The organism is Kitasatospora sp. NPDC001175, from assembly GCF_053598215.1.
In genome coordinates, this window is sequence record NZ_JBSFJU010000078.1 from 1 (window position 1) to 19,382 (window position 19,382).

22 protein-coding genes and 1 pseudogene are annotated in these 19,382 nt (G+C 69.3%); 10 read left to right on the forward strand and 13 right to left on the reverse strand.

All coding sequences use genetic code 11. The features are described from left to right. Positions 1–56 precede the first annotated feature (56 nt). The 3 genes from ACWDAK_RS34785 to ACWDAK_RS34795 all read right to left on the reverse strand — a co-directional run bounded on the left by ACWDAK_RS34785 (position 57) and on the right by ACWDAK_RS34795 (position 2,482). Positions 57–257, reverse strand: a complete 201-nt coding sequence (locus ACWDAK_RS34785; protein WP_449806530.1) for a hypothetical protein — start codon at positions 255–257, stop codon at positions 57–59. A 376-nt stretch (positions 258–633) separates the two neighbouring features. Next, complete coding sequence (locus tag ACWDAK_RS34790; RefSeq protein ID WP_427395774.1) at positions 634–1,680, reverse strand: hypothetical protein; 1,047 nt, start codon at positions 1,678–1,680, stop codon at positions 634–636. 274 nt (positions 1,681–1,954) lie between these two features. Further along, entirely contained in the window at positions 1,955–2,482 is a 528-nt protein-coding gene (locus tag ACWDAK_RS34795; RefSeq protein WP_344638797.1) for a winged helix-turn-helix domain-containing protein, read from the reverse strand. 104 nt (positions 2,483–2,586) lie between these two features. On the opposite strand from ACWDAK_RS34795, the gene ACWDAK_RS34800 reads away from it, so the two are divergent. Beyond that, positions 2,587–3,840: an MFS transporter gene (locus ACWDAK_RS34800; protein WP_344638798.1), complete on the forward strand. Its 1,254-nt coding sequence runs from the start codon at positions 2,587–2,589 to the stop codon at positions 3,838–3,840. Between the two features lie 533 nt (positions 3,841–4,373). Then, positions 4,374–5,000 carry an SMI1/KNR4 family protein gene (locus tag ACWDAK_RS34805; RefSeq protein WP_344638799.1) on the forward strand — a complete coding sequence of 209 codons (627 nt, stop codon included), beginning with the start codon at positions 4,374–4,376 and terminating at the stop codon, positions 4,998–5,000. Here ACWDAK_RS34805 and ACWDAK_RS34810 read toward each other — a convergent pair. Continuing rightward, entirely contained in the window at positions 4,955–5,233 is a 279-nt protein-coding gene (locus tag ACWDAK_RS34810) for a hypothetical protein (RefSeq protein WP_344638800.1), read from the reverse strand. The two genes, ACWDAK_RS34805 and ACWDAK_RS34810, sit on opposite strands and share 46 nt — an antisense overlap. A 192-nt stretch (positions 5,234–5,425) precedes the next feature. Continuing rightward, the gene (locus tag ACWDAK_RS34815) at positions 5,426–6,331 is read right to left on the reverse strand and encodes a COG4705 family protein (protein WP_427395773.1); all 906 of its coding nucleotides are present in this window, start codon (positions 6,329–6,331) and stop codon (positions 5,426–5,428) included. A 718-nt stretch (positions 6,332–7,049) separates the two neighbouring features. Here ACWDAK_RS34815 and ACWDAK_RS34820 point away from each other — a divergent pair. Then, a complete protein-coding gene (locus tag ACWDAK_RS34820) occupies positions 7,050–7,601 on the forward strand; it encodes a YceI family protein (protein ID WP_427395772.1) in 552 nt (183 codons plus the stop codon). A gap of 226 nt (positions 7,602–7,827) precedes the next feature. Here ACWDAK_RS34820 and ACWDAK_RS34825 read toward each other — a convergent pair whose 3' ends face one another. Both ACWDAK_RS34825 and ACWDAK_RS34830 read right to left on the reverse strand, forming a co-directional pair. Further along, positions 7,828–8,796 carry an aminoglycoside phosphotransferase family protein gene (locus tag ACWDAK_RS34825; protein WP_427395771.1) on the reverse strand — a complete coding sequence of 323 codons (969 nt, stop codon included), beginning with the start codon at positions 8,794–8,796 and terminating at the stop codon, positions 7,828–7,830. A 41-nt stretch (positions 8,797–8,837) separates the two neighbouring features. Beyond that, positions 8,838–9,034 (reverse strand): annotated as a pseudogene (locus ACWDAK_RS34830) (helix-turn-helix domain-containing protein); the annotation flags it as partial. Between the two features lie 51 nt (positions 9,035–9,085). Here ACWDAK_RS34830 and ACWDAK_RS34835 point away from each other — a divergent pair. After that, the gene (locus ACWDAK_RS34835; RefSeq protein WP_427395770.1) at positions 9,086–9,748 is read left to right on the forward strand and encodes a M15 family metallopeptidase; all 663 of its coding nucleotides are present in this window, start codon (positions 9,086–9,088) and stop codon (positions 9,746–9,748) included. 275 nt (positions 9,749–10,023) lie between these two features. Here the strand turns inward: ACWDAK_RS34835 and ACWDAK_RS34840 are convergent, their stop codons facing one another. Further along, positions 10,024–10,995: an ArsR/SmtB family transcription factor gene (locus ACWDAK_RS34840; protein ID WP_427395769.1), complete on the reverse strand. Its 972-nt coding sequence runs from the start codon at positions 10,993–10,995 to the stop codon at positions 10,024–10,026. 103 nt (positions 10,996–11,098) lie between these two features. Between ACWDAK_RS34840 and ACWDAK_RS34845 the strand changes: the two genes are divergently transcribed. Next, entirely contained in the window at positions 11,099–12,334 is a 1,236-nt protein-coding gene (locus ACWDAK_RS34845; protein ID WP_427395768.1) for an alpha/beta hydrolase, read from the forward strand. 844 nt (positions 12,335–13,178) lie between these two features. Here ACWDAK_RS34845 and ACWDAK_RS34850 read toward each other — a convergent pair. After that, a complete protein-coding gene (locus tag ACWDAK_RS34850) occupies positions 13,179–13,715 on the reverse strand; it encodes a P-loop NTPase family protein (protein WP_427395767.1) in 537 nt (178 codons plus the stop codon). 314 nt (positions 13,716–14,029) lie between these two features. Next, positions 14,030–14,233, reverse strand: a complete 204-nt coding sequence (locus ACWDAK_RS34855; RefSeq protein WP_344638807.1) for a cold-shock protein — start codon at positions 14,231–14,233, stop codon at positions 14,030–14,032. Positions 14,234–14,575: 342 nt separating this feature from the next. On the opposite strand from ACWDAK_RS34855, the gene ACWDAK_RS34860 reads away from it, so the two are divergent. Then, positions 14,576–14,986: a hypothetical protein gene (locus tag ACWDAK_RS34860; RefSeq protein WP_344638808.1), complete on the forward strand. Its 411-nt coding sequence runs from the start codon at positions 14,576–14,578 to the stop codon at positions 14,984–14,986. A gap of 382 nt (positions 14,987–15,368) precedes the next feature. Here the strand turns inward: ACWDAK_RS34860 and ACWDAK_RS34865 are convergent, their stop codons facing one another. After that, positions 15,369–15,941 (reverse strand): hypothetical protein, encoded by a 573-nt coding sequence (locus tag ACWDAK_RS34865; RefSeq protein ID WP_344638809.1) that lies wholly within the window; start codon positions 15,939–15,941, stop codon positions 15,369–15,371. A 16-nt stretch (positions 15,942–15,957) separates the two neighbouring features. Then, positions 15,958–16,488, reverse strand: a complete 531-nt coding sequence (locus ACWDAK_RS34870; protein WP_344638810.1) for a hypothetical protein — start codon at positions 16,486–16,488, stop codon at positions 15,958–15,960. A 338-nt stretch (positions 16,489–16,826) separates the two neighbouring features. Here ACWDAK_RS34870 and ACWDAK_RS34875 point away from each other — a divergent pair, with 338 nt between their 5' ends. After that, positions 16,827–17,099: a hypothetical protein gene (locus tag ACWDAK_RS34875; RefSeq protein ID WP_427395766.1), complete on the forward strand. Its 273-nt coding sequence runs from the start codon at positions 16,827–16,829 to the stop codon at positions 17,097–17,099. Positions 17,100–17,269: 170 nt separating this feature from the next. On the opposite strand, the gene ACWDAK_RS34880 is transcribed toward ACWDAK_RS34875, so the two are convergent. Continuing rightward, positions 17,270–17,479 (reverse strand): cold-shock protein, encoded by a 210-nt coding sequence (locus ACWDAK_RS34880; protein WP_344638812.1) that lies wholly within the window; start codon positions 17,477–17,479, stop codon positions 17,270–17,272. Between the two features lie 343 nt (positions 17,480–17,822). Here ACWDAK_RS34880 and ACWDAK_RS34885 point away from each other — a divergent pair, with 343 nt between their 5' ends. The 3 genes from ACWDAK_RS34885 to ACWDAK_RS34895 all read left to right on the forward strand — a co-directional run bounded on the left by ACWDAK_RS34885 (position 17,823) and on the right by ACWDAK_RS34895 (position 19,304). Next, positions 17,823–18,239: a TetR family transcriptional regulator C-terminal domain-containing protein gene (locus ACWDAK_RS34885; protein ID WP_344638813.1), complete on the forward strand. Its 417-nt coding sequence runs from the start codon at positions 17,823–17,825 to the stop codon at positions 18,237–18,239. Positions 18,240–18,323: 84 nt separating this feature from the next. Then, positions 18,324–18,653 (forward strand): alcohol dehydrogenase catalytic domain-containing protein, encoded by a 330-nt coding sequence (locus tag ACWDAK_RS34890; protein ID WP_344638814.1) that lies wholly within the window; start codon positions 18,324–18,326, stop codon positions 18,651–18,653. A gap of 39 nt (positions 18,654–18,692) precedes the next feature. Further along, positions 18,693–19,304 (forward strand): zinc-binding dehydrogenase, encoded by a 612-nt coding sequence (locus ACWDAK_RS34895; RefSeq protein WP_344638815.1) that lies wholly within the window; start codon positions 18,693–18,695, stop codon positions 19,302–19,304. Positions 19,305–19,382 lie beyond the last annotated feature (78 nt).

The window sequence follows — 19,382 nt, forward strand, 5'->3', positions numbered from 1 at the left end:
GCGCCAGGCGCTCCCACTGGGCATCCGTCAGATCACTCCTACACCCCATAGTCGTATCAACGACTCAACTGATCGCCAGGACACTGCCTAGCGGCCCTGCTGGCCGGCGCCGCAGGCACGGTGGCGGCCGGGATCACCTTCGCGCGGAGCGGCGCGACACCGGCGCCGTCGGTGTGGAACAACACCACGTCGATGGGCTCGCCGTCGGACTGGAACAGCACCACATCGGACGCCGTACCCGCCGAGTGGAACAGCACCGGCTCCGCGGTGCGGCCCACGGAGTGGAACGGCACGGGCGCCTGACGCCCGTGACCGATCGCGGCTGTGGCACCCCTACCGGGCCGCAGCCGCACCCCGGGCCACGCCGCTCAGCGCGTCCGGCAGCTGTGCGGCCTCGCGGCCTCGGGCAGGCCGAACGCGCCGAGGACGCCGGCGCGCGGCAACCTCGGCCTCGGCGTCCATCACCGGTCACAACCTCGCGAAGCCGGAAAGCCGGACGAGTTCCCGGCTTTTAAGTCGAGACCGCGCCGACACGCCGACCTCGATCACCTGCCGGCCTGGCGCCGGTGTGGGTGTCCCAGCTGCCCGATCGCCTTGTGGCCAACCGGACGGAGCGTGCTGCATTCAGGTTCGTCAGCATGTGGGCATTGCGAGCCCGGGGAAGGCGAGCCGGTACTGCCCTCGGTACATGGCCTCGCCACCGCTCATGAGCCCGGTGGGAGACTCGACTCCAGCAATGCGGGCGGTGCGCACGATCAGAGCCGCGATCTCGGAGGAGGCCACTTCTCCAGGACCGCCGGCATCGACGCGCCACGGCGCTCCGCCGTCGAAGCGGGCCGGAAGGGGCGGTAGGGCGTTTCGGGAAGTCCAACCGAGAGCGGCGGCGTTGTCCCCGCGAGCCGCCTCGGGGACGCAGTACTCCGTGTAGTCGACGTACAGGCGATCCTCGAAACAGGTGATGCCGAACAGAAGCGGCCCGGCTTCGCCGGGCAGCAGGCCGTACAGGGGAATGCTCTGCGTCAGCCCGGTCGCCAGAGTCTCCGCGGGAAGCGTCCGCAGGAACGCCCCCAGCGAGTTCTGCAACTGCTCCCAGTCGCCGATGTTCTCCCAACGCGGCTGCTCCAGCGGGTGCCCGCGGTCCGCCAGGACCCCGGCGAATCCCTGCCCGGCCTGCGCATACCAGGACTCCCACACCTCGCTGCTCTGCAGTACCAGCTCGGGCCCGGCCACCCCGGCCCGCAGCTCCAGGGCCGTCCTCTCCTGGTGCCAGCGCAGGAACGGCCTGCCCCAGTACGGCTCCGGGCTCCACCCGGACGGTCCGGCGAACCCGTGGGCCCCGACGTACGTCGCGTCGCCGAGCACCCTCCGGACCGCATCCGCGACCCGCCGGAACTCCTCAGCCTGCGCCCGCGCCTCAGGAGCCGGCCGGCTCACCGGGACCGCCAGCTCCAGGTACTCCTGCAACGGAGCCCACGCCCGGGCCGCCGCACCGACGGGCACGAACACTGCGTCTCCGCCCGGCAACCCGGTCACCACCCGGACCCGGCCGTCCGACTCCCCAGCCCACTCCCAGCCCAGCTGGTCGACGAGACCGCGCACGTCGTCCTCGGTCCACCGGAGTCCGACGAACGCGTTCATCAACTTTCGGGCGACGGCCTCGATGTCCTCGTTAGTGATCATGGTCCGTTACTACCAGCCACCCCGGACACTCCAGCGTGCCGGGCTCTTCCCCGGGCACCGGTAGGGGGCTTGGGTCGCGCTCACGGTCAGCTCACGCTCGGCGAGTTCGCGATGGAGGTGGCACAACCCCACCACCCAATCGCCGGCCCTGACATGACATCAGTGTCACGCCACCTCGGCCGACTGCGGTAGTCGTACGGAAGGCTGGCTACGACATCGAGGCGGTGGAGCGGCCGTGGCCATCCGTGGGCTTGCCCGCGCCCGCATGGGGTCATTACTGCCTCGGCAGATCTGGATGCGTCACGTCCTGCAGGGGGAAGGCCATCATGCTGACGCTCAGGGGGATTGCGCCCGGCGCGTGCGGTGGCTGTGCGGCCTCGTGGAGCTCAACGGCGAGCTCGGCGAGCCGTCGTCGGACGTCCTGCCAGGTCCGGGGATCCACCCATAGCTCGGCGTCGACGGTCACGCCCGCGCTCGCCTCTAGCCGGCGACTGGCACGTTCCCGGAGGGTGTGTGCCATGGCCTCGGCCAGCATCGGGGCCCCGTCGTGCTGGTCGGACAGCGGCGTGCCGCGGACGGTGCGGTAGCGGCGCTCCCTGCCACCGCGACGAGTGCGCTCCTCCGCCAGCTCGACCAAGCCCACCGTGGCTAGGCGCCGCAGGTGCTGGCTGGCCAGCGCGTGCGAGATGTCCAACTCGCGCGCGAGCTCGGCGGCCGACATCGGTCCCGGCCACATGAGGCTGAGCATCCGTAGTCGCAAGGGATGGGCGAGCGCGCGAAGTACTGGGTCGGTATCGGTCACGTAGGCCAGTAAACCGCAACCGACGCGGCCTGAGCCCCTACCACCAATCAAATGCTTGGGGGTAGGGTGAGCGCGATCCAGCGCACGACGAGGGGGATAAGCGGATGAGCTGGCGCACGCTCAAGGTCCTGCGGGATCGCAATGCGGGTATCTATCTGGGCGGGGTGATCGTCTCGGGGCTCGGCGACTCGGCCATGTCGCTCGCCGCCGGTATCTGGGTCAAGACCCTCACTGGTTCCAGCAGCCTTGCCGCGCTGGTCGGCTTCTGCCTTTGGCTACCGACCTTCGCGGGCCCGGTGATCGGCACGGTGGCGGACCGGGTGCGCCGCCGTCCGCTCCTGGTCGCCACCAACCTGGTCCTGGCCGCCGTCATGACCGCGCCGATCGCCGTGCACTCCCAAGCGGATGTCTGGCTGCTTTTCGCGGTCCTGACCTTGGTGGGAGCGGGAATGGTACTCACGGACGCGGCGGAGACCGCGCTGGTGGCCGCTGCCGTGCCAGAGGAACTGCGCGGCGACTTCAACGGCCTGGTGCACACCGCGATCGAGAGCATGAAACTGCTCGCCCCGCTGGCCGGGGCCGGCCTGTTCACCGCCTTCGGCGGGCCTGCGGTGGCAGTGCTGGACGCGGCCACCTTCGTACTGGCCGCGGTCGCCTTCCGGTTCATCCGAGTGCAGGAGGCCCTGCCCACCACCCGCGGAAAGCGGGCATGGACCACTGAGACCGCTGAAGGTGCCCGCTTCCTGTGGCGGCACCCGGTGCTGCGTCCACTGGTCGTCACCGGCGGGACGGCCATGGTGCTCTCCAGCCTGAGCAGTACGGCCACATTCGCCATGCTCGATACCGGGCTTCACCAGTCTCCGGCGTACGCAGGCGTACTGACCCCGCTTCAGGGGCTCGGGTCAGTCGTCAGCGGGGTGACAGCCGGTGCGTTGATGCGCCGGATGTCCGAGCGTGCCTTCTCGGCGATCGGACTCTCACTCTTCGCTCTCGGCGTGCTCGCGCGGGCGACTCCCTGGCTGCCGATCGTGCTCGGCGGCAGTCTGGCCATCGGGCTGGGTCTGCCCTGCGCACTCATTGCGGCTATGACCGCCGTGCAGCGGGAGACTCCAAGCGAACTGCTCGGCCGGGTTGCTGCTACGGCCAACACCCTGATGTTCGCGCCCACCGGGCTTGCCCTGCTCATCGGCACCGCGATGGTGGCTGGCCTCGACTACCGGGCGCAGCTTCTCATTGCCGGGGCCATGGGCCTGACCTGGGCCGCCGTGCTCACTGTGGCCGGCCGTGCGGCGCGGCCCACAGCACCGGACGGCGCGCAGCCGACGCCCGAGGCTCAGCAGATCGACATCGCCCAGTAGGAGGAACAGTCATGCCGGGTTCTTTGCGGTGGCTCGCGCTCCCGCCATTCCGGTGCCACGAGTACGCCAACGAGGCTGTTCTGCCGACCGCAACGGGTCCCGCTGTACCAGCGGATGGGGCGGAGTCCCGTGGAAGGCGACGTGTGCGAATCTGCGGTTTGTTGTCACTGGAGGAATGGTTGGTGTCATCAGGGTGTGGGTGTGGGGCTGCCTGGACCTGGCCGGGTTGTGGGGGAGCGGTTGGCGTCAGTTGGGTGCCGATGTCCTTTGCCATCAAGTGACGTTCTCCGGTGACAGTTTCGTGCAGATTCCCGTGTCGTCCCGCGCCGCCTGCCCGAGCCGGTTGGGCATGGGTGCAGTCTTCTGCGAAGAGAGGGACACGGTGCGTGGCATGACTGAGCAGGTGTTTGATGCGGCCCGTGCTCTGAGCTGTGGTGTCCCCGACCGTGGGCGGGCGTGGGGGTTCCTTCGAGTGTTCACCGCGGCCTGGGCCACCCCGCTGGCCTACGGTTGACGGCGTTCCGGCCGGGGAATTGGACGCGGTCGAGGCGCGGCTGGGGCTGCGGCTGCCAGCCGCGTTGCGGGAGTTCTACACGCTGCTGGGCACGCGCAAGGACCTGACGGGCAACCAGGATCCGCTGCTGCCGCCCGGTGAGGTGTTCGTGCATGACGAGTTCGGCGGTCTGCTGGTCTTCCGCACGGAGAACCAGGGCTGCGCCTACTGGGGGGTGCGCCTTGAAGACCTCGACCGGGACGATCCGCCGGTGTTCGTTCGGTCCCGGGAGGGATGGCTGCCGTTCATGGATCGGCTGTCGCTGGCCGGTGTCGAGCTGGTGCTCAGCGAGGCGTTGTTCGCCCCGGGCCGCTTCTACAACGCGTGCGAGCTTCCTACGGACCTGATCGAGGAGTTGCCGCGCCGGTTCACGCGCGTGGCGCTGCCTGACTATCCGCTGTGGACCGGGCCGGGGGAATCACCGGTGCGCTGGTACTCCGCTCCGGGAGCACTGCTGCGCCTGGACGGCGTCACCGCGTTCAGCTGGCTGCACGTCGTGTGCCGCACCCCACCCGACCTCGAGGCGTTGGAGGAAACACTCCCAGCCCGCTGGGCACTGGGCTACCCGGAGCCTGCCCCGATCGAGGCGGACGGCCTGCCGTTCTGAACCGTGCCGACCGTGCGCCCGTCCGCCGCTGTCTCGAAATGGAGCACTTCGAGCGAGACGGCGTTGTAGGCGACGTTGGGTTGGTCGGAGCCGGGCAGGGTGAGGTGAAGCATCCCGTCCTCGTCCAGCAAGCCGTGGCCGGCGTAGTGGACCAGCATGGGGTCGGTGGTGTCGTTTCGGGTCGCTATGAGGGCCTTCAGGCCGCGCGGGGGTTGCTGATGCGTGCTGGTCATCCGCTGGTTCTCGCGGCGAGGGCGGCCTGTTGGTGGTTGTCAGCTTCCGGAGTTGGCCGCGCGGATGTTCATAGCCCCCTGTACGCGGATTGGTGATTCGTCCGGTATCTCGGCGCTGGCGAGCTGCAACGAGCCCTGAGTGGCTGGCCGTGGTGATGGATGGCCGCGTCCGCGGGGAGGTGACTGTGCTGATCAGCCCGGGCTGGAGCCGGAGGCAGCGGCTGGTTGGACCAGGGCTCCGTTGGGGCGCTGAGGCTGTCCGGTGCGCCGGTCCACGGGGATCGGCAGCGGGGCCAAGGGGTGGCGGCGGATGTGCCAGGTCTGGTAGGCGATCAGGACTAGGAGCAGGGCGCTCAGCGCCGCGGTGCCGCCCGCCGTGCCCCAGCCCAGCCCGCCTTGGGCCGTCGGTTTGGTCAGCGCGTCGCCGCCGGCCGCGCCCAGGGGACGGGTGAGGATGAACGCCAGCCAGAACAGCGTCATCTGATTGATCGACGTCAGGTAGTACAAGCCCACGATCAGCACCATGATGCCCGCGATGACCAGGAAAGCGTTGCGAAAGCCCAGGCCGGTGTCGTCCGAGAGCCAGTCACCGCTGGACGTGCCCAGGGTGTTGGATACCAGGATCGCGATCCAGTACAGGATCTCGCCGGTGCGACTGGAGATGTTCTCCACATTGTACGTCTGCCCGGTGCACCACCACACGAGGAAGACCAGCGCCAGCAGGGCGGTGAGGATCACGGCGCCGGAGGTGTAGCCGATGCCGTCGGGGGCGCTGCCGTGGCCGAATCCGCGGTTGAGGAAGTCGGATACCTCGGTGCCGACCATGCTCGTGCCCAGCACCACCGACCAGTACAGCGGCGGGTGGAACCGTTTCGCTCGCACCTGGGCCACGATGACAACCAGGAAGAACGCGAGGAATAGGAACGCGGTGGTGATGTAGCCGAGTTTGAAGCTGATACCGATCAGGTCGCCGGCGGACTCTCCGAGAGTCACGGCGACCGTTTTCAGCATCCAGAACAGCACCGTCACCTGGGGGAGCTTGCGCAGCACCATGGTCATGCCGTCCAGCGGTGCGTGTGCGTGAATGTTCGAGGCCATTTCTGTCGCCCGTCCGTCGGCCACCAGCATCAGACGCGCCATTGTGAAAGCGCCGGTGGGTCCGTGGAGCCATTGCTTGCCCGTGACGGCCGATCGCCACCCGAAAGAGTGACTCGGAAGGCTTGAACGGACTCTGTGAGCTTCCGCCCGGACCTGTCATTTTCACCGGCAAGCGCAAGGGTCAGAGTCCTGGCCGGTCTCTACCGGGCATTCGCCGAGCACGAGAAGCGCCAGGCGTACCCCGAATCCGTCGCCCAGGCCCATGCCGACTTCGCCGTGGCTTCTGGGGAGCAGGGCCCAGCACTTCGTCGGGGTTCGTTCACGGGCGGCGGGCGGCAGGACGCCGATGTGACCCATCCCGCGGCCGGATGAGCTCCTGGCCAGGAGGAAGTAACGTGCGCATGGGGACGATCAGTACCGGGTTGGACGGCCGGCCCCGGCCGGACTTCCTCGCCAGCCACCGTCCGGTCCTGGTCGTTCTCGCGGCCCCGCTGGTCACCGAGGTCATGCCGTCACAGGACCATGCATCACCCGTTCGCGTGAACTTGCCGTGATGGTGTCGTGCAGCAGGGGAGGCGGCATCACAAAGGGCTCGGTGCGTAGCGCAATGACGTTTTGCATCGTGTGGGTTGGTCGGGCGGAGGAGGGGGAGGCCCTAGCGTGGTCCGGGAATGACCCGGGCGGACCGCCGGGGTCCCGGCCCATGGAGGCACACCCCATGACCACTTCGCTCCCTGAGCTCACCGGGGACTACGTCCTCGACCCCGCCCACACCCGGATCGGCTTCGTGGCGCGCCACGCCATGGTGACCAAGGTCCGGGGTGCGTTCCACAGGTTCGAGGGCACCGCCCACTTGGACGGCAGCGAACCCGCCCGCTCGACCGCCCAGGTGGTGATCAAGACCGAGAGCATCGACACCGGGGTCGAACAGCGCGACGAGCATTTGCGCACCAACGACTTCCTGGACGCCCCCAACTACCCCGACATCACCTTCCGCACCACCTCGGTCGAGCCGAGCTCCGAGGCCGAGTACCGCGTCACGGGTGACCTCACCATCAAGGACACCACCCGCCCGGTCGCCATCGACTTCGAGTACACGGGCAACGCCGTCGACCCGTACGGCAATCTGCGGGTGGGCCTGGAGGGCTCGCTGACGATCAGCCGCAAGGAATTCGGCGTGACGTGGAACGCGGTGCTGGAGGGCGGCGGCGTCCTGGTCAGCGACAAGATCGTTCTGGAGTTCGACATCTCTGCGATCAAGCAGAATTAGCAGCCCCACTGGCCGCCCCGTTGCCGTACGCCGGCGGCGGAGGCGCCAGCGGCATGACCGGCGGGCGCGGGCGCGCGCGGTGCCCGCCGACAGCAATCTCCTGGGTAATGACAGGCAGCTCCTGCAACGGAACTCCTTGATCAACTCTCCTGGTCGAAAGTTGATTTACAGGGGTTCCGTTGTGTCGTTCAACCCCCCTTGACATCTGACTGGACACCCAATCTGATCACGCCAGGCGACGCACGTCGGTGACATCAGCCGCCAGGCCCTGCTCACCGGGCCGGCGGACCGTTGCGACGAGTCGTCGCAACGCCGCGTGAGCGGGCGGGCCCCAGGTGGCCTTGCCGCCGGGGCGGCCGCGGACGCCGGCCTCTCCGATGAGGATGCCGCTGAGGGCACGCCACGCCGCCCAGCCGCGGGCGCGACGCAAGGTCGCGGCGTCCGGGGTCGGCTGGTAGGCCCCATAGAAGCGGTCGGCGGCGCCGTCCGGCAGCAGGATCCAAGGGGCAGCGAGGTCGAAGGCCGGATCACCTGCGAAGAGGTCGCCGAAGTCGATCACACCGCAGAAGGTGCCATCCGTGGTGAGAACGTTGGCCGGATGCAGGTCGCCATGGAGCCACAGTGCCGGGCTCTCCCAGTCAGGTGCGGAGGCGGCGTCTTCCCAGACCGCGCGGACGGAGTCCGGGTCGGGGATCAGCCCCAGCTCGGTGCCCGAGGCGAGCAGCCTGGCGAACCCCTCGGCATGGTCGACCAGCGGCCCCCCGCGGTCACGACCCGCCGGCGCCCCCGTGGGAGCGGGTCGGTGAAGAGCCGTCAGGAAGGCGGCCAAGGTGTCGGCCGCCTCCGCACCGCGCGTGGCGGGGGCGCGGTCGGCGGGCTCGCCCGGCACCCAAGTGGTGACGAGCCAGGTCCGCGGAAACCGCTCGGAGGGCTCACCGAGGCGCTGCGGGACCGGGACCGGCAACGGAAGGTCCAGGGCGAGGGCGGGCAGCCAGGCGTGCTCCTTGCGCAGCAGCGCATCGGCGGACTGCGTTGCCCAGGGCAACCGGACGGCGAGGTCGTCGCCGAGCCGCCACAGCTGGTTGTCCCAACCACGCGCGCCGAGCCGTAAAGGGCGATCGGCCAGGTCCGGGTGCTGGTCGCGCAGCAGATCCCGGACCAACTCCGCAGTGATCTCGATCTCGGTGTGAGTCATGCGGAGCAACCATAGTCGGGCGGTGGGCCGCCTCGAAAAAGCTGGTCCTCCCAACCGTGGACCAGTGGGCCCCGCTCCAACTCGCGCTCAGCCGCGCAACCTGTGCATCGCTCAGCTTCGGCCTGCCCGGCGATCCCTTCGAACGAACGCCGGCCTGGTCGTGCTCTCGCCACTGCCGCCGCCAGCGTTCCACCGACCGCTCGCTCACCCGCAACGCCGCAGCGATCTCCCTGTTCTTTGCCGTGACCGTATTGGTTTGCTGGGTCTCGCCCTGCGAGATGATCGCGTCATGAGTGAGATCGTGTTGATGTCGGATCCGAAGGTCGCCGTCATACCCGTTGTGGAATGTGGTGAACGACTCGTGGACGTCCGCGCGGGCGGTTCGTTGCTGGTCGATGCGCGCAAGCAGGACCCGGCAGATGCCTTCGCGTACCTGCGGGAAGGCGTGCTGGAGCGGCTGCTCAAAGCCCAGACGATGCTTCCGCGGGGCATACGGCTGCTGTTCGTCGAGGGATACCGACCCCCATCACTTCAGCGGGAGTACTTCGAGGAGTACGCGGGCCAATTGAGGGCCATCCACCCGCAATGGTCCGCCGGGCAGGTCCACGCGGCGGCGAGCCGGTATGTGTCACCGCCCGACATCGCTCCGCACAGCGCCGGCGCGGCCGTTGACCTCACCCTGGCCGACGCCCGTGGGCACGAACTGGACCTGGGCACACGGTTGAACGCCGACCCGGAGGAGAGTGAGGGCGCCTGCTACACCCATGCCGCCAACATCAGCGAGGAGGCCCGTGCCAACCGGAGGCTGCTGGGTACCGTGCTGACGGCGGCGGGCCTGGTGAACTACCCCACGGAATGGTGGCATTGGTCCTTCGGCGACCGCTACTGGGCTCTGATCGCGGGGAAGACCGCCGCTTGCTGCGGCCCGGTGGAGACCACCCCGCTCGGATGACCAGCCTGGCCTTGCCGGACTGACTGGTCGCGCGACGGGTCGCCCGCCCCAACGAGACCTTTCTCGCTGCGGCTGCGGCTGCGGGCGCGCTCGCGTCGCTGGGCGGCCAGGCAGGTCCGCGAGCGGCGGATTCACATGCGCACCAGATCCGATCTGCGTGAGCTCGCCGACTGGATCAACCTGGTCGTGTCGGGCTGGATGACGTACTCCGGCCGGTTCTACCGGTCTCGGTTGTACCCCCTTCCTGCGGGGTGTGCAGCACGTCCGCGACTACCTCAGCCCAGGGTGGAGGTGCTCTGCCGTAGCAGCAGGCTGCCGAGCGCGGTGCGCTGGTGCAGGACCGCTTTGCCGGCGCGGGTCGTGGAGATCAGACCGGCGCCGCGAAGTGCGGCTGTGTGGGCGGAGACCGTGGCGGCGCTGACGTGCAGGCGCTGGGCGAGCTCGGTTGTGGTGCGCTCTTCGGCCAGTAGGTGCAGCAGCTCCGCTCGGGTAGCCCCGATCACCTTGACCAGCGTCTGCCTGTTGGCGGAACCGTCGGGCTGCGGCGGGAAACCGGAGCCGGCCGGATAGGTGACCGCGACCGGGCAGCCAGAGAGGTCGGACAGTAGCGGCCCGCCGGACAAGTGGAAGCTGGGCAGGAGAAGCAGCCCGCGTCCGCCCAGCTGAACCTCCTGCGGCCTGCCCGGGATCTCCCAGATACCGCCGTGCAGGCGGGCGCCCGGGAGCAGCCCGGCCAGCAGCGAGCCGACGCCGCCTGAGGCGAGTTGCACGGCCCGGCGCACGAACTCGGTGTGATGCAGGTCCTGCACCTGCGCCCAGACCGGGCCGAGCAACACCTCGAATGCCGCGTGCTGCGCGTGGTGGATCAGGCGCCATGCCTCTGGGTCACCCCGGTGCAGGTCGTGGATCCACGCTGGGGCGGGCGTGCGCGCGGGTCCGTAGACGCGTTCCAGTTCGGCGCTGACCAGCTCGGCCGGGGCCGAGCGGACTTGTTCCAGGGCGTCCGGGAGGGAGTCCGCCAGCACGTCCAGGAAGCTCGGTGCCCGCCCGGCCGGGACGAGGTCCGCGAGCGGGAGGGTTGCCTTCGGCAGGGCGCGCAGCGCCCGGCGCCGCCAAGAGCCGTGGAGTAGGTCGCCATCCTGGCGGCACATCATCGTCAGCGCCACGTTGAGCTCCTGGAGCGGCGCAGGCCGGGGGGCGAGGGTGACTCGGGCGAAGTCGTCCGGCGTGAAGTGGATCCGGAGCACAGCGCCCCCTGTGTGTCGATACGGAAAGCGTTCAGGGCGCCATCCTTGAGCCTCAAATCTAAACGATCGTCTGCGCCGGGCCGGGCGGGACAGCATGCTTGACATGACCCACGACTTCTCGATTAGCCGACGTGCCGTCACCAGGTCCGTGCTGCTGGGCTCCGCCGCGATGTTGCTCGGCGCCGGTGGCCGTGCCTACGCCGACTCCCGGGCTACTGCTGCGGGCCCAAGCTCGGGCGATGCCGTACTCACCCTGCCCGCGCCCACGGGCCGCCACCCCGTGGGGTGCCAGCCGGTGTACCTCGTCGACGACTCCCGGCGCGACCCATGGGACCCCGCGATCCCCGTGAGGGAGTTGATGCTGACGGTCTTCTATCCGACCCGTGACGTCACCGGGCTCGTCCCGGCTCCGCAGCTGCCGCCGCAGGCCGCGGACGCGTTCGGAGAGATCGCTTCGCTTGGCCCCCTCCGATTGCCCAGCGCCGGCGTGGACTGGGGTGCCACCAGGTCCCACTCTTTCGCGGGCGCCGCGGCGTTGCCGGGCCGGCGACCCGTGTTGGTGTACAGCCCCGGCGGCGGAGACCCGCGCGGCCTGGGAACCTCCCTGGCCGAGGACCTGGCCAGCCACGGCGCCGTCGTGGTCTTGGTCGACCACCCCGGCGACGCCGCCGCAGTCGAGTTCCCGGACGTCACGACGTTCCGGCACGAGTTGTTGCGAACGACGAACCTCCCGCCCCGCGACCCGCGGGACCAGCCGCCCGTCGCCCGCACCATGATCGACTCGCGGATCGCAGACCTGCATTTCGTGCTCGACCGGCTTGGGCAGGCGGCCGACCTGCCGCTGCCGCGCGGGCTCGCCGAGACGCTCGACCTGCGCCGCGTCGGCGTGTACGGGCACTCGGTGGGAGGGAGCGCCGTCGCCGAGGTGATGCATGAGGACCGGAGGGTGCGTGCCGGGATCAATCTGGAGGGCTACCTGGACTACCCGCCCGCCGCGCCTGGTGCTGCCGCCGAACCGTTCCCAGTCGTGGCAGAAGGGGCGGACCGGCCACTGCTCCTGCTTGGCAGCGAAGGGTTCAACCGTCGGGAGGAACTGGATCGCTCCTGGTCGGCCTTGGCCGCGCTCTCAGGTCGGTGGGTCCGCAGTGCGCGCGTCGCCGACGCCAACCACTGGATCTTCACTGACTACGCCGCGATGCTCCCCCAGCTCCAGACGGCTGGGTTGATGACGGCAGCGGGGAGGGACGCTCTGATTGGCACCGTCGACCCGAGCGTCTCGGTCCCAGAGGTCCACCACGTGGTGCGCAGGTTCTTCGCGTGGCACCTGGCCGCCCGCTGATCTGAAAGAAACGGCTAGGCCGGGCGTGGCGCCTGTGACCTGCTTCTGATGAAGAAGCCCACCGTGCCCGTCTTGGTCACTTCGCTGAAAAGGCTGGTGGAGGATAACCCGTTGGGCCCGGTTTGGTGGCGTTACGGCCGTACCGGCCTTCACCCGCTGACCGATGCTCTCGACAACCCGCAGGACCGGGCGCACTACGAGCGGCGCCATGCTGCCCTGCGGGCCGAGGAGGACCGTCGGCGCCGTGAGCACTTGAAAAGCCTGGCCTGCGTCGACTGTGGCACGGAGCAGGAGCAGGAGAGGGTCTGGGTCCAGGAGGCCCGGGACTACTGGACGCACCGTAGGGGCGGTGCTACCCCTGCCACGCCGGGTGCAAGGCCGCCAAGGCGCGTCGTAAGGACCGGGAACGCCTGTGGGCCGCCCGCACTGCTCATGCCGAGCGGTTGCCCTGCTGGTCCTGCAAGGGCTCCCTGGGCGGGCTGAGGATCGGAGCGGGAGCTTCGCTGCGAGGCGGTAGCGGAGGCGGCTGAGTGCCCGGACTGTGCCGCCGTCCGCGGGGAGGAGGACCTCGGGCCGCTGTGGCTGCCTCTGCCCGGTCTGCGCCCAGGCGATGCCGCCGGCCTCCACCGGCGGTGCCCGCCGCTACTGCACTGACTGGTGTGGTCGCCGGGCCCCGGGGCTGCGGCAGCGGGGATGGCTTCCCAGCCGGCCGCCGGACCTGGCCCATCGCCGCGTGACTTCCCCCGCGTCCCACGCTGCGATGGCACGTTCGAGGCAGCGTGGGACGCGTACGCGGAACCTTCTGCCGTTCAGCCCGGCCGGAACCGCGGTCGGCTTGCGCCGGTCAGGGGCGGGGTGTCCAGCCGGGTGGGGTGAGGACGCTGTCGGCGAGGATCCGCTCGACAGTCTCGTCCAGGGCGCTGTGCTGGCCGATGACGTGTTCGAGGCCGTCGGGCAGGAGGTCGCGGGGCTGGTACCAGGCGGCCATGTCCTCGGGGGAGAACTCGGCGGCCTGCGGCCGGGTGGCGTGCCGCCGCACGGTCTCGGTGAAGTCGACGTCCAGGTAGTACAGGTGGCTGCGGCCGCGGTGGTCGGCGGTGAGCCGGCTGAGCATCGGGCCGTAGCGTTCGGCGGCGAGGACGCCCTCGATGACAACATGGAAGCCGTGGTCGAGGGCGTGCCGGGCTACCAGGTCGATGAGGCTGATGTTCGCCCCGCCAACGACGTCCCGCTCGCGTAGGACGGTACGACGCAGCACGTCCTGGGCGACGACGGCGATGCCCCGCCCGTAGGCGGTGCGCAGCCGCGCGGGGACGCTGGACTTCCCTGCGCCGCTGGGGCCGCGTATCACCATCAACACGGTCTCCGGGTTGCCCGTCATGCCAGGACCATCCCCGCCGCACAGCCTGCCCACACTGCCCCCGACCCCTTCCGCGCCGACGAGGACCACCAGGATGCCCGGCTGGGGGCCGGGTTACGCGTCAGGCGTATCGCTTCGACGGTGTCTTCAGCGCGGGCGGGTGTGGTGCTGTGCGTCGGTGGAACCCTGCACGAGTACCAACATGCCTCTTGACCAGGCCGGATGATTAATCTATCGCGGTGTCGGCCCCCCCGGGGGGCGGCTCGCGTGCTGGCGGAGACGGAAAGGCGCCCCGCACGTGGATTCGTGCGGGGCGCCCGCTCGTGCGCCGGAGGTCAGGCGGGGCGGATGTTCTCCGCCTGCGGGCCCTTCTGGCCTTGCACGACGTCGAAGGTCACCTTCTGGCCCTCCTGGAGTTCACGGAAGCCCTGGGTCGCAATGTTCGAGTAGTGGGCGAAGACGTCGGGACCGCCGCCGTCCTGCTCGATGAAACCGAAGCCCTTTTCAGCGTTGAACCACTTCACAGTGCCGGTAGCCATGCGTTTCTCCCTAGGGGGAACTGATCGGGTCCCACGATTGCGGGCCCGGAGGTGATCGCCTTGGTCCGGAGAGGCGCTGAACAGCAAAAACGCCCACGACATGTAACCGCGGGCGAGAACTTCGGAACCACGACTGCTTGATCAAAACGTTACACCGCAGGGGATCCCACGGCCAGGTAACCGAGGAAGACACGCAGCGGCATAGCTGTTGCGCCCACACACGCGCCTCGGCCGACGTCATGCCGCCAGCCGCCGTGCACAGCGCTGGTACCCCGCTGTCCAGGGTGCGGCAGGCCTGGCACCGGCAGACCCTGGGAGAGGAACCGACCACGGAGGAGAGCGATGACCGGTGCCAGCCCCTCACGGGAACCGAGTGCGATGGTGCACATGTCGATCGCCGGTGCGCTACCCGTGGCGAACGTGGTCGCCGACGTGGTAGGCCAGTCGTTCAGGCTGATCGCTGTCCCAAGTCCTGGCACAGCCAGGGACTATGTCTCACCCGCCGATCGGGTGGTCCGCACCCGCTGGCAGGTGGACACCTCGGCGCCGATCACAGAACCCGCCACGCGGCCGGTTGCCTTCGCACCTGCTGGTGCCGGCCCGGTGAAAGTGGAGCTCGGTGGTAGAGCCGATGCCGTGGTCAAGGTCGCGGCGCTGATCCGCGACCGTTTCCGTGCCGGACCGCCGGCGGGGGTTTCACAGGCGTTCGAAGTGTGGCCCGAGAGTCCGCCGCCCGCCACGGGCCAGGCGTGACCGCGGCAGCACGCGCCTTGGCGGGGCGCCTACCACGTCCTGCGCGAGGTTCACGACCAGCAGACGACACCGCGCCGCACAGCCACCGCGCCCCAAGGGGCGGCCACAGGCTCCGGGCGAGTTCGCATCGCTGCATGAGACGGCACCGCCGCTCTCGACGACCTGACTGAGCCGCGGTTCCCCGCACGACGGTCATGGCGCGGCCACGGCCGGACGCCGGAACCGCGGCCTCAACCCCGGCGGGCAGCAGGATGCACGGCATCACCCGGAACGGCCCGGGGCTGCTGCAGGGAAGCGGGTTGTGCCGCCCCGGCCGGAGAGTGACGGTGGCCCGGTGCGTGTGACCGGCCTCTCTGTCCAGGGCAGCACTGTCACCCACGTGCTACGTCGGCGACTGCGTGAGGTGACTGATGATCTTCCCGAAGTAGGAAGATCGGTCGCTGATCAATCGGATGCTGGCGGCGATCAGGCCAGCCTCAACTGGTACGAAGATCGACCCTGCCACGGGAAGTGCGATGATCTTCAACTGGAATCCGTCGAGGCGAACACCCGTGGCCTGTTCGTGCTCTCGCAGTGCGTCAGCGAGACGCGTGCGCGGCCGACCGGGCACGGGCCTACCCGACCTGGCGAGTTCCCGCTTACGGTCGGAGCTCCACCGCAGAATCTCGGCGGAGATGCCCCGGACGACCTCACCGAGTGGCCCCGCGAGCGTCAACGCGACGTGTGCCTCGTGCCCGGGCGACGCCATCGCCAGGTCCCACCACGCCCGCCATTGCCGCTCGATTTCGGCGACTTCCCTCGAGTCCTGGCCGACGGCGAACGTCAGCGGCGGGTCGATGTGCGGCAGACCGAGCGGGTCGGTGAAGCCGAACGTGTCGCGGATGGCCAGAGCGAAAGCCAGGTCGTGCGAATAGTCCAGGTTGACCGACCACGACGCGCCCGATACTGCCGACATCAGGGCTGTTCCCTTCTCAGAAGACCCACGTCTTGTCGCTGGGGGCACCGGCGTGGCAGATCTCGCCGTCCCAGAGCAGCACGTTGCTGGCTGGGACGACCCCGGCCAGCTCCCAGGTTGCGCCACCACCGTGGACGTCCCACCCGCCGTGCCAGTGCTCGTCCGCGCCCGGTCTGCCACCCCACGAGTGGCTGTCGGAGCCCCAGTTGTCCGACCGGTTGACCTGCCAGTGGTAGGCGACCGCACTCATGTCGAGGTCGAATCCCGTCTCGATCTCCGAAACGTAGCCACCGACCGAGTGGATGTACAGGTAGGAGTCGCCGCAGTTGCCGTCCACCTCGTTCTGGGGACGGACTCCCGCGTGGTAGGGAGTTCCGTCGGGGTTGATCCCCGAGGCCGTCGGCACCACGCGTTGGGTGCCGTCCGGGTCGGTCACCACCTTGAAGCCGTGCGACTCCGCGACCTTCCGGTCGACCCCGCCGACCACCATCTTGACGATCTTCGCACCCGCGAGCGGAACGTGCTTCGCCGCCTGCGCGGCAGGCACGGACTGGTCGGCCTACGGAGCCGCCTGCGCGATACCCGTACCAGCCACGGCGAAGGCACACGCCGCTGCACCCGCCGGAACCGCGCTCCTGAACGCATCACAGTTGTCCCCCTCGGCTGCCGCAACCTTCCAGCCACAGGCTCCCTGCCCGAGCCGGGCGGCAGACGGGAACGACGCTATCCCCGGGCGCCCCATGCGTCGCTGACGGCTCATCCCATTGGCTTGTCCGTATCGAACCACGGCAGCATCGAGGTGCTCCTGGTGGAAGGCCCTGGTCATGCCGCAGATGTCGAAGGCCGAGCTGTACGCCGCGATCCGGCGCGGCCCACCGCGAGGGCATGAAGATGCGAGAGATCGAGCGCAAGTACAACGTGTCGTGGCGGACGGTCAGGAAGGCCGTGGGCTCGGTCTGGCCGGAGCCGAGGAAGAAGCCGCCACCGCGGGCGACGGCTCTGGAGCCGTACAAGGCGGTGATCGACGGGACCCTGCGGGCGGATCTGGACGCGCCGCGCAAGCAGCGGCACACCGCTGGCCGTCCGCTGGCCGTCGACGGCCAGGGCTGCTCTGCAATGGCGCGGCCGCCAACGCGTGCAGATCCCCGTGTGCCTTGATTGCCGGTCTGAAATACGGAACGGTCGGCGGCAGCGGAAAGGAAGGGGCGGGCTGCTTGGGGCCGTGCGCTGCCAGAGCGGTCAGCCCTGGACAAGGGCCGGGGCTCGTACCGCCTGTGCGGTACGAGCCCCGGTTTCCGCTGCGAATCGAAAATCACGCAACGGGAGAGTCAGAGAGCGAGGGGGCGAATGTTCTCCGCCTGGAGGCCCTTCTGGCCCTGCGTGACGTCGAACTCGACCTTCTGGCCCTCGATCAGCTCGCGGAAGCCTGCGGCGTTGATGTTCGAGAAGTGGGCAAACACGTCCGGGCCGCCGTCTTCCTGCTGGATGAAGCCGAAGCCCTTTTCCGCATTGAACCACTTCACGGTGCCGAAAGCCATAAAAAATTCTCCTTCGAAGGCGCTTTGGACCCGCACTGCGCGGGCCATCCGTCGCCGCACTGATGACCCGCCGGGATCTCAGAAAAAATACGCCTGCGATGGGAACCAGCAGGCGCACACAGAGTTCATGGGAACCAAAACTGCAACTCCTACGACCGTAGCAGGCTTAGGGCCGGAACGGGAATTTCCGCAGAAGTTTTCTTCGGCGTTTCGGCGAGGAACTGGTGGTGCCGGTTGTACGGACCGGCTGGCCGTCCTCACGGTCGGTCGGTCGCCCCGTGGGACCGGGGTCAAGCCCGGCAGCATCTACAGCGCGTTCCCGGGCGGCAAGCACGCGCTCTTCGTGAAGCCGCTGGAGCGCTACTCCAAGCTGGTCATCCCGCAGAAGCTGGGCGAGTTGGAGGCCCCGGGCGCCTCGGTGGCGGAGATCCGCGGTTACTTCGAAGGCCTCGTGCGGGATCTGCTCAGTCCGGAGGGGCGGCAGGGATGCCTGCTGGTCAACACGGCGATCGAGAAGGCCGCCGAGGACGACGAGGCGGCGGCCGTGGTGCGCGGCCACCTCGCACGCCTGGAGCGGTGCATGACCCACGCGCTGGAGAACGCGCTGCGCCGCGGCGAGGTGCGTGACTCGCTCGATGCGGGCGGCAGCGCCAAGCTGCTCGTCGCGACCTGTCAGGGGTTGATGGTCGTGGGCAAGGCGAACCCCGATGAGGCGGTGCTGCGGGCGATCGTCGAGGGCGCCTTCGCCGCCCTCTCCTGACGCTACGACACAAGGGCCACCGTGTGCGGTGGCCCTTTCGCCGACCCCGATAGATGAACAACCACTCAAGAATGAGGTACGGACATGAAGGCCATCGTCATATCCGCCCACGGCGGTCCCGAGGTGCTCACCGTCACCGAACTGCCCGACCCGGTCCCCACCGACGGCGAGGTCCTCATCCGGGTCAAGGCCTTCGGCCTCAACCACGCCGAGGCATACATGCGCAGCGGCGCCTGGGGCCAGGTCGCCGCCGTCCCCGGCATCGAGTGCGCCGGCCTGGTCGAGGCCGACCCCTCCGGGACGCTCGCGGCCGGGACCAAGGTCGTGGCGATCCTCGGAGGCATGGGCCGCACCCGAAACGGCAGCTACGCGGAACTGGTGACCGTACCGGCAGCCAACGTGGCGGCCGTGTGATCCCAGCTGCCCTGGGCCGACCTGGCCGCCGTGCCCGAGGTGTACGCGACGGCATACAGTGCCCTGCACGGCAACCTCGGCCTGGCGTCTGGTGAGACGCTGCTGGTCCGGGGCGCGACCTCCTCTCTCGGGCAGGCCGCCGTCAACCTGGCCGTCCAGCACGGCGCTAGCGTGATTGCCACGACCCGCAACCGGGCACACGTACCGCTGCTCAAGGAGATCGGGGCCACCGACGTCCTCATCGACGACGGCCACCTGGCGCCCGAAGTCGAACGCCGGGGCCTCACCCTCGATGCGCTGCTCGACGTCGTCGGCAACACCGTACTGCGTGACTCGCTTGCCGCGGTCCGCCCGCGCGGACGGGTCTGCCAGGTCGGCTTCCTCGGCGGATTCGCGCCGGTGGCGGACTTCGATCCGATCGCCGACCTGCCCAGCGGTGTCCAGCTCAGCTTCTTCGGCAGCGCCTTCGTGCTGGGCACACCCGCGTTCCCTCTCGCCGATGTACCGCTGGACGCGATCTACGCCCGGGTCGAGGCCGGCGCCCTGCGGGCCCGCCCCGTCCAGGTCTTCCGCTTCGACGAGATCGTCGAAGCCCACCGGGTCATGGAGGCTGGCGAGGCCCTCGGAAAGATGGTCGTCGCGCTCGGCTGACCCGCAGTGTCTGACGGCGAGACTCCCTGAACGCGTTGCCGTGAGCGGCACAAAGCGGGATCTGCTCGCACGGGGGAG

What these genes read in the sequence shown, in the direction of transcription:
- ACWDAK_RS34875 (WP_427395766.1), top strand. Translation starts at nt 16,827, where the DNA reads ATGAAGATGCGAGAGATCGAGCGCAAGTACAACGTGTCGTGGCGGACG.
- ACWDAK_RS34855 (WP_344638807.1), bottom strand. Translation starts at nt 14,233, where the DNA reads ATGGCTACCGGCACTGTGAAGTGGTTCAACGCTGAAAAGGGCTTCGGT.
- ACWDAK_RS34850 (WP_427395767.1), bottom strand. Translation starts at nt 13,715, where the DNA reads ATGACGGGCAACCCGGAGACCGTGTTGATGGTGATACGCGGCCCCAGC.
- ACWDAK_RS34835 (WP_427395770.1), top strand. Translation starts at nt 9,086, where the DNA reads ATGAGTGAGATCGTGTTGATGTCGGATCCGAAGGTCGCCGTCATACCC.
- ACWDAK_RS34880 (WP_344638812.1), bottom strand. Translation starts at nt 17,479, where the DNA reads ATGGCTTTCGGCACCGTGAAGTGGTTCAATGCGGAAAAGGGCTTCGGC.
- ACWDAK_RS34810 (WP_344638800.1), bottom strand. Translation starts at nt 5,233, where the DNA reads ATGACCAGCACGCATCAGCAACCCCCGCGCGGCCTGAAGGCCCTCATA.
- ACWDAK_RS34815 (WP_427395773.1), bottom strand. Translation starts at nt 6,331, where the DNA reads ATGGCCTCGAACATTCACGCACACGCACCGCTGGACGGCATGACCATG.
- ACWDAK_RS34800 (WP_344638798.1), top strand. Translation starts at nt 2,587, where the DNA reads ATGAGCTGGCGCACGCTCAAGGTCCTGCGGGATCGCAATGCGGGTATC.
- ACWDAK_RS34890 (WP_344638814.1), top strand. Translation starts at nt 18,324, where the DNA reads ATGAAGGCCATCGTCATATCCGCCCACGGCGGTCCCGAGGTGCTCACC.
- ACWDAK_RS34825 (WP_427395771.1), bottom strand. Translation starts at nt 8,796, where the DNA reads ATGACTCACACCGAGATCGAGATCACTGCGGAGTTGGTCCGGGATCTG.
- ACWDAK_RS34865 (WP_344638809.1), bottom strand. Translation starts at nt 15,941, where the DNA reads ATGTCGGCAGTATCGGGCGCGTCGTGGTCGGTCAACCTGGACTATTCG.
- ACWDAK_RS34860 (WP_344638808.1), top strand. Translation starts at nt 14,576, where the DNA reads ATGACCGGTGCCAGCCCCTCACGGGAACCGAGTGCGATGGTGCACATG.
- ACWDAK_RS34845 (WP_427395768.1), top strand. Translation starts at nt 11,099, where the DNA reads ATGACCCACGACTTCTCGATTAGCCGACGTGCCGTCACCAGGTCCGTG.
- ACWDAK_RS34820 (WP_427395772.1), top strand. Translation starts at nt 7,050, where the DNA reads ATGACCACTTCGCTCCCTGAGCTCACCGGGGACTACGTCCTCGACCCC.
- ACWDAK_RS34790 (WP_427395774.1), bottom strand. Translation starts at nt 1,680, where the DNA reads ATGATCACTAACGAGGACATCGAGGCCGTCGCCCGAAAGTTGATGAAC.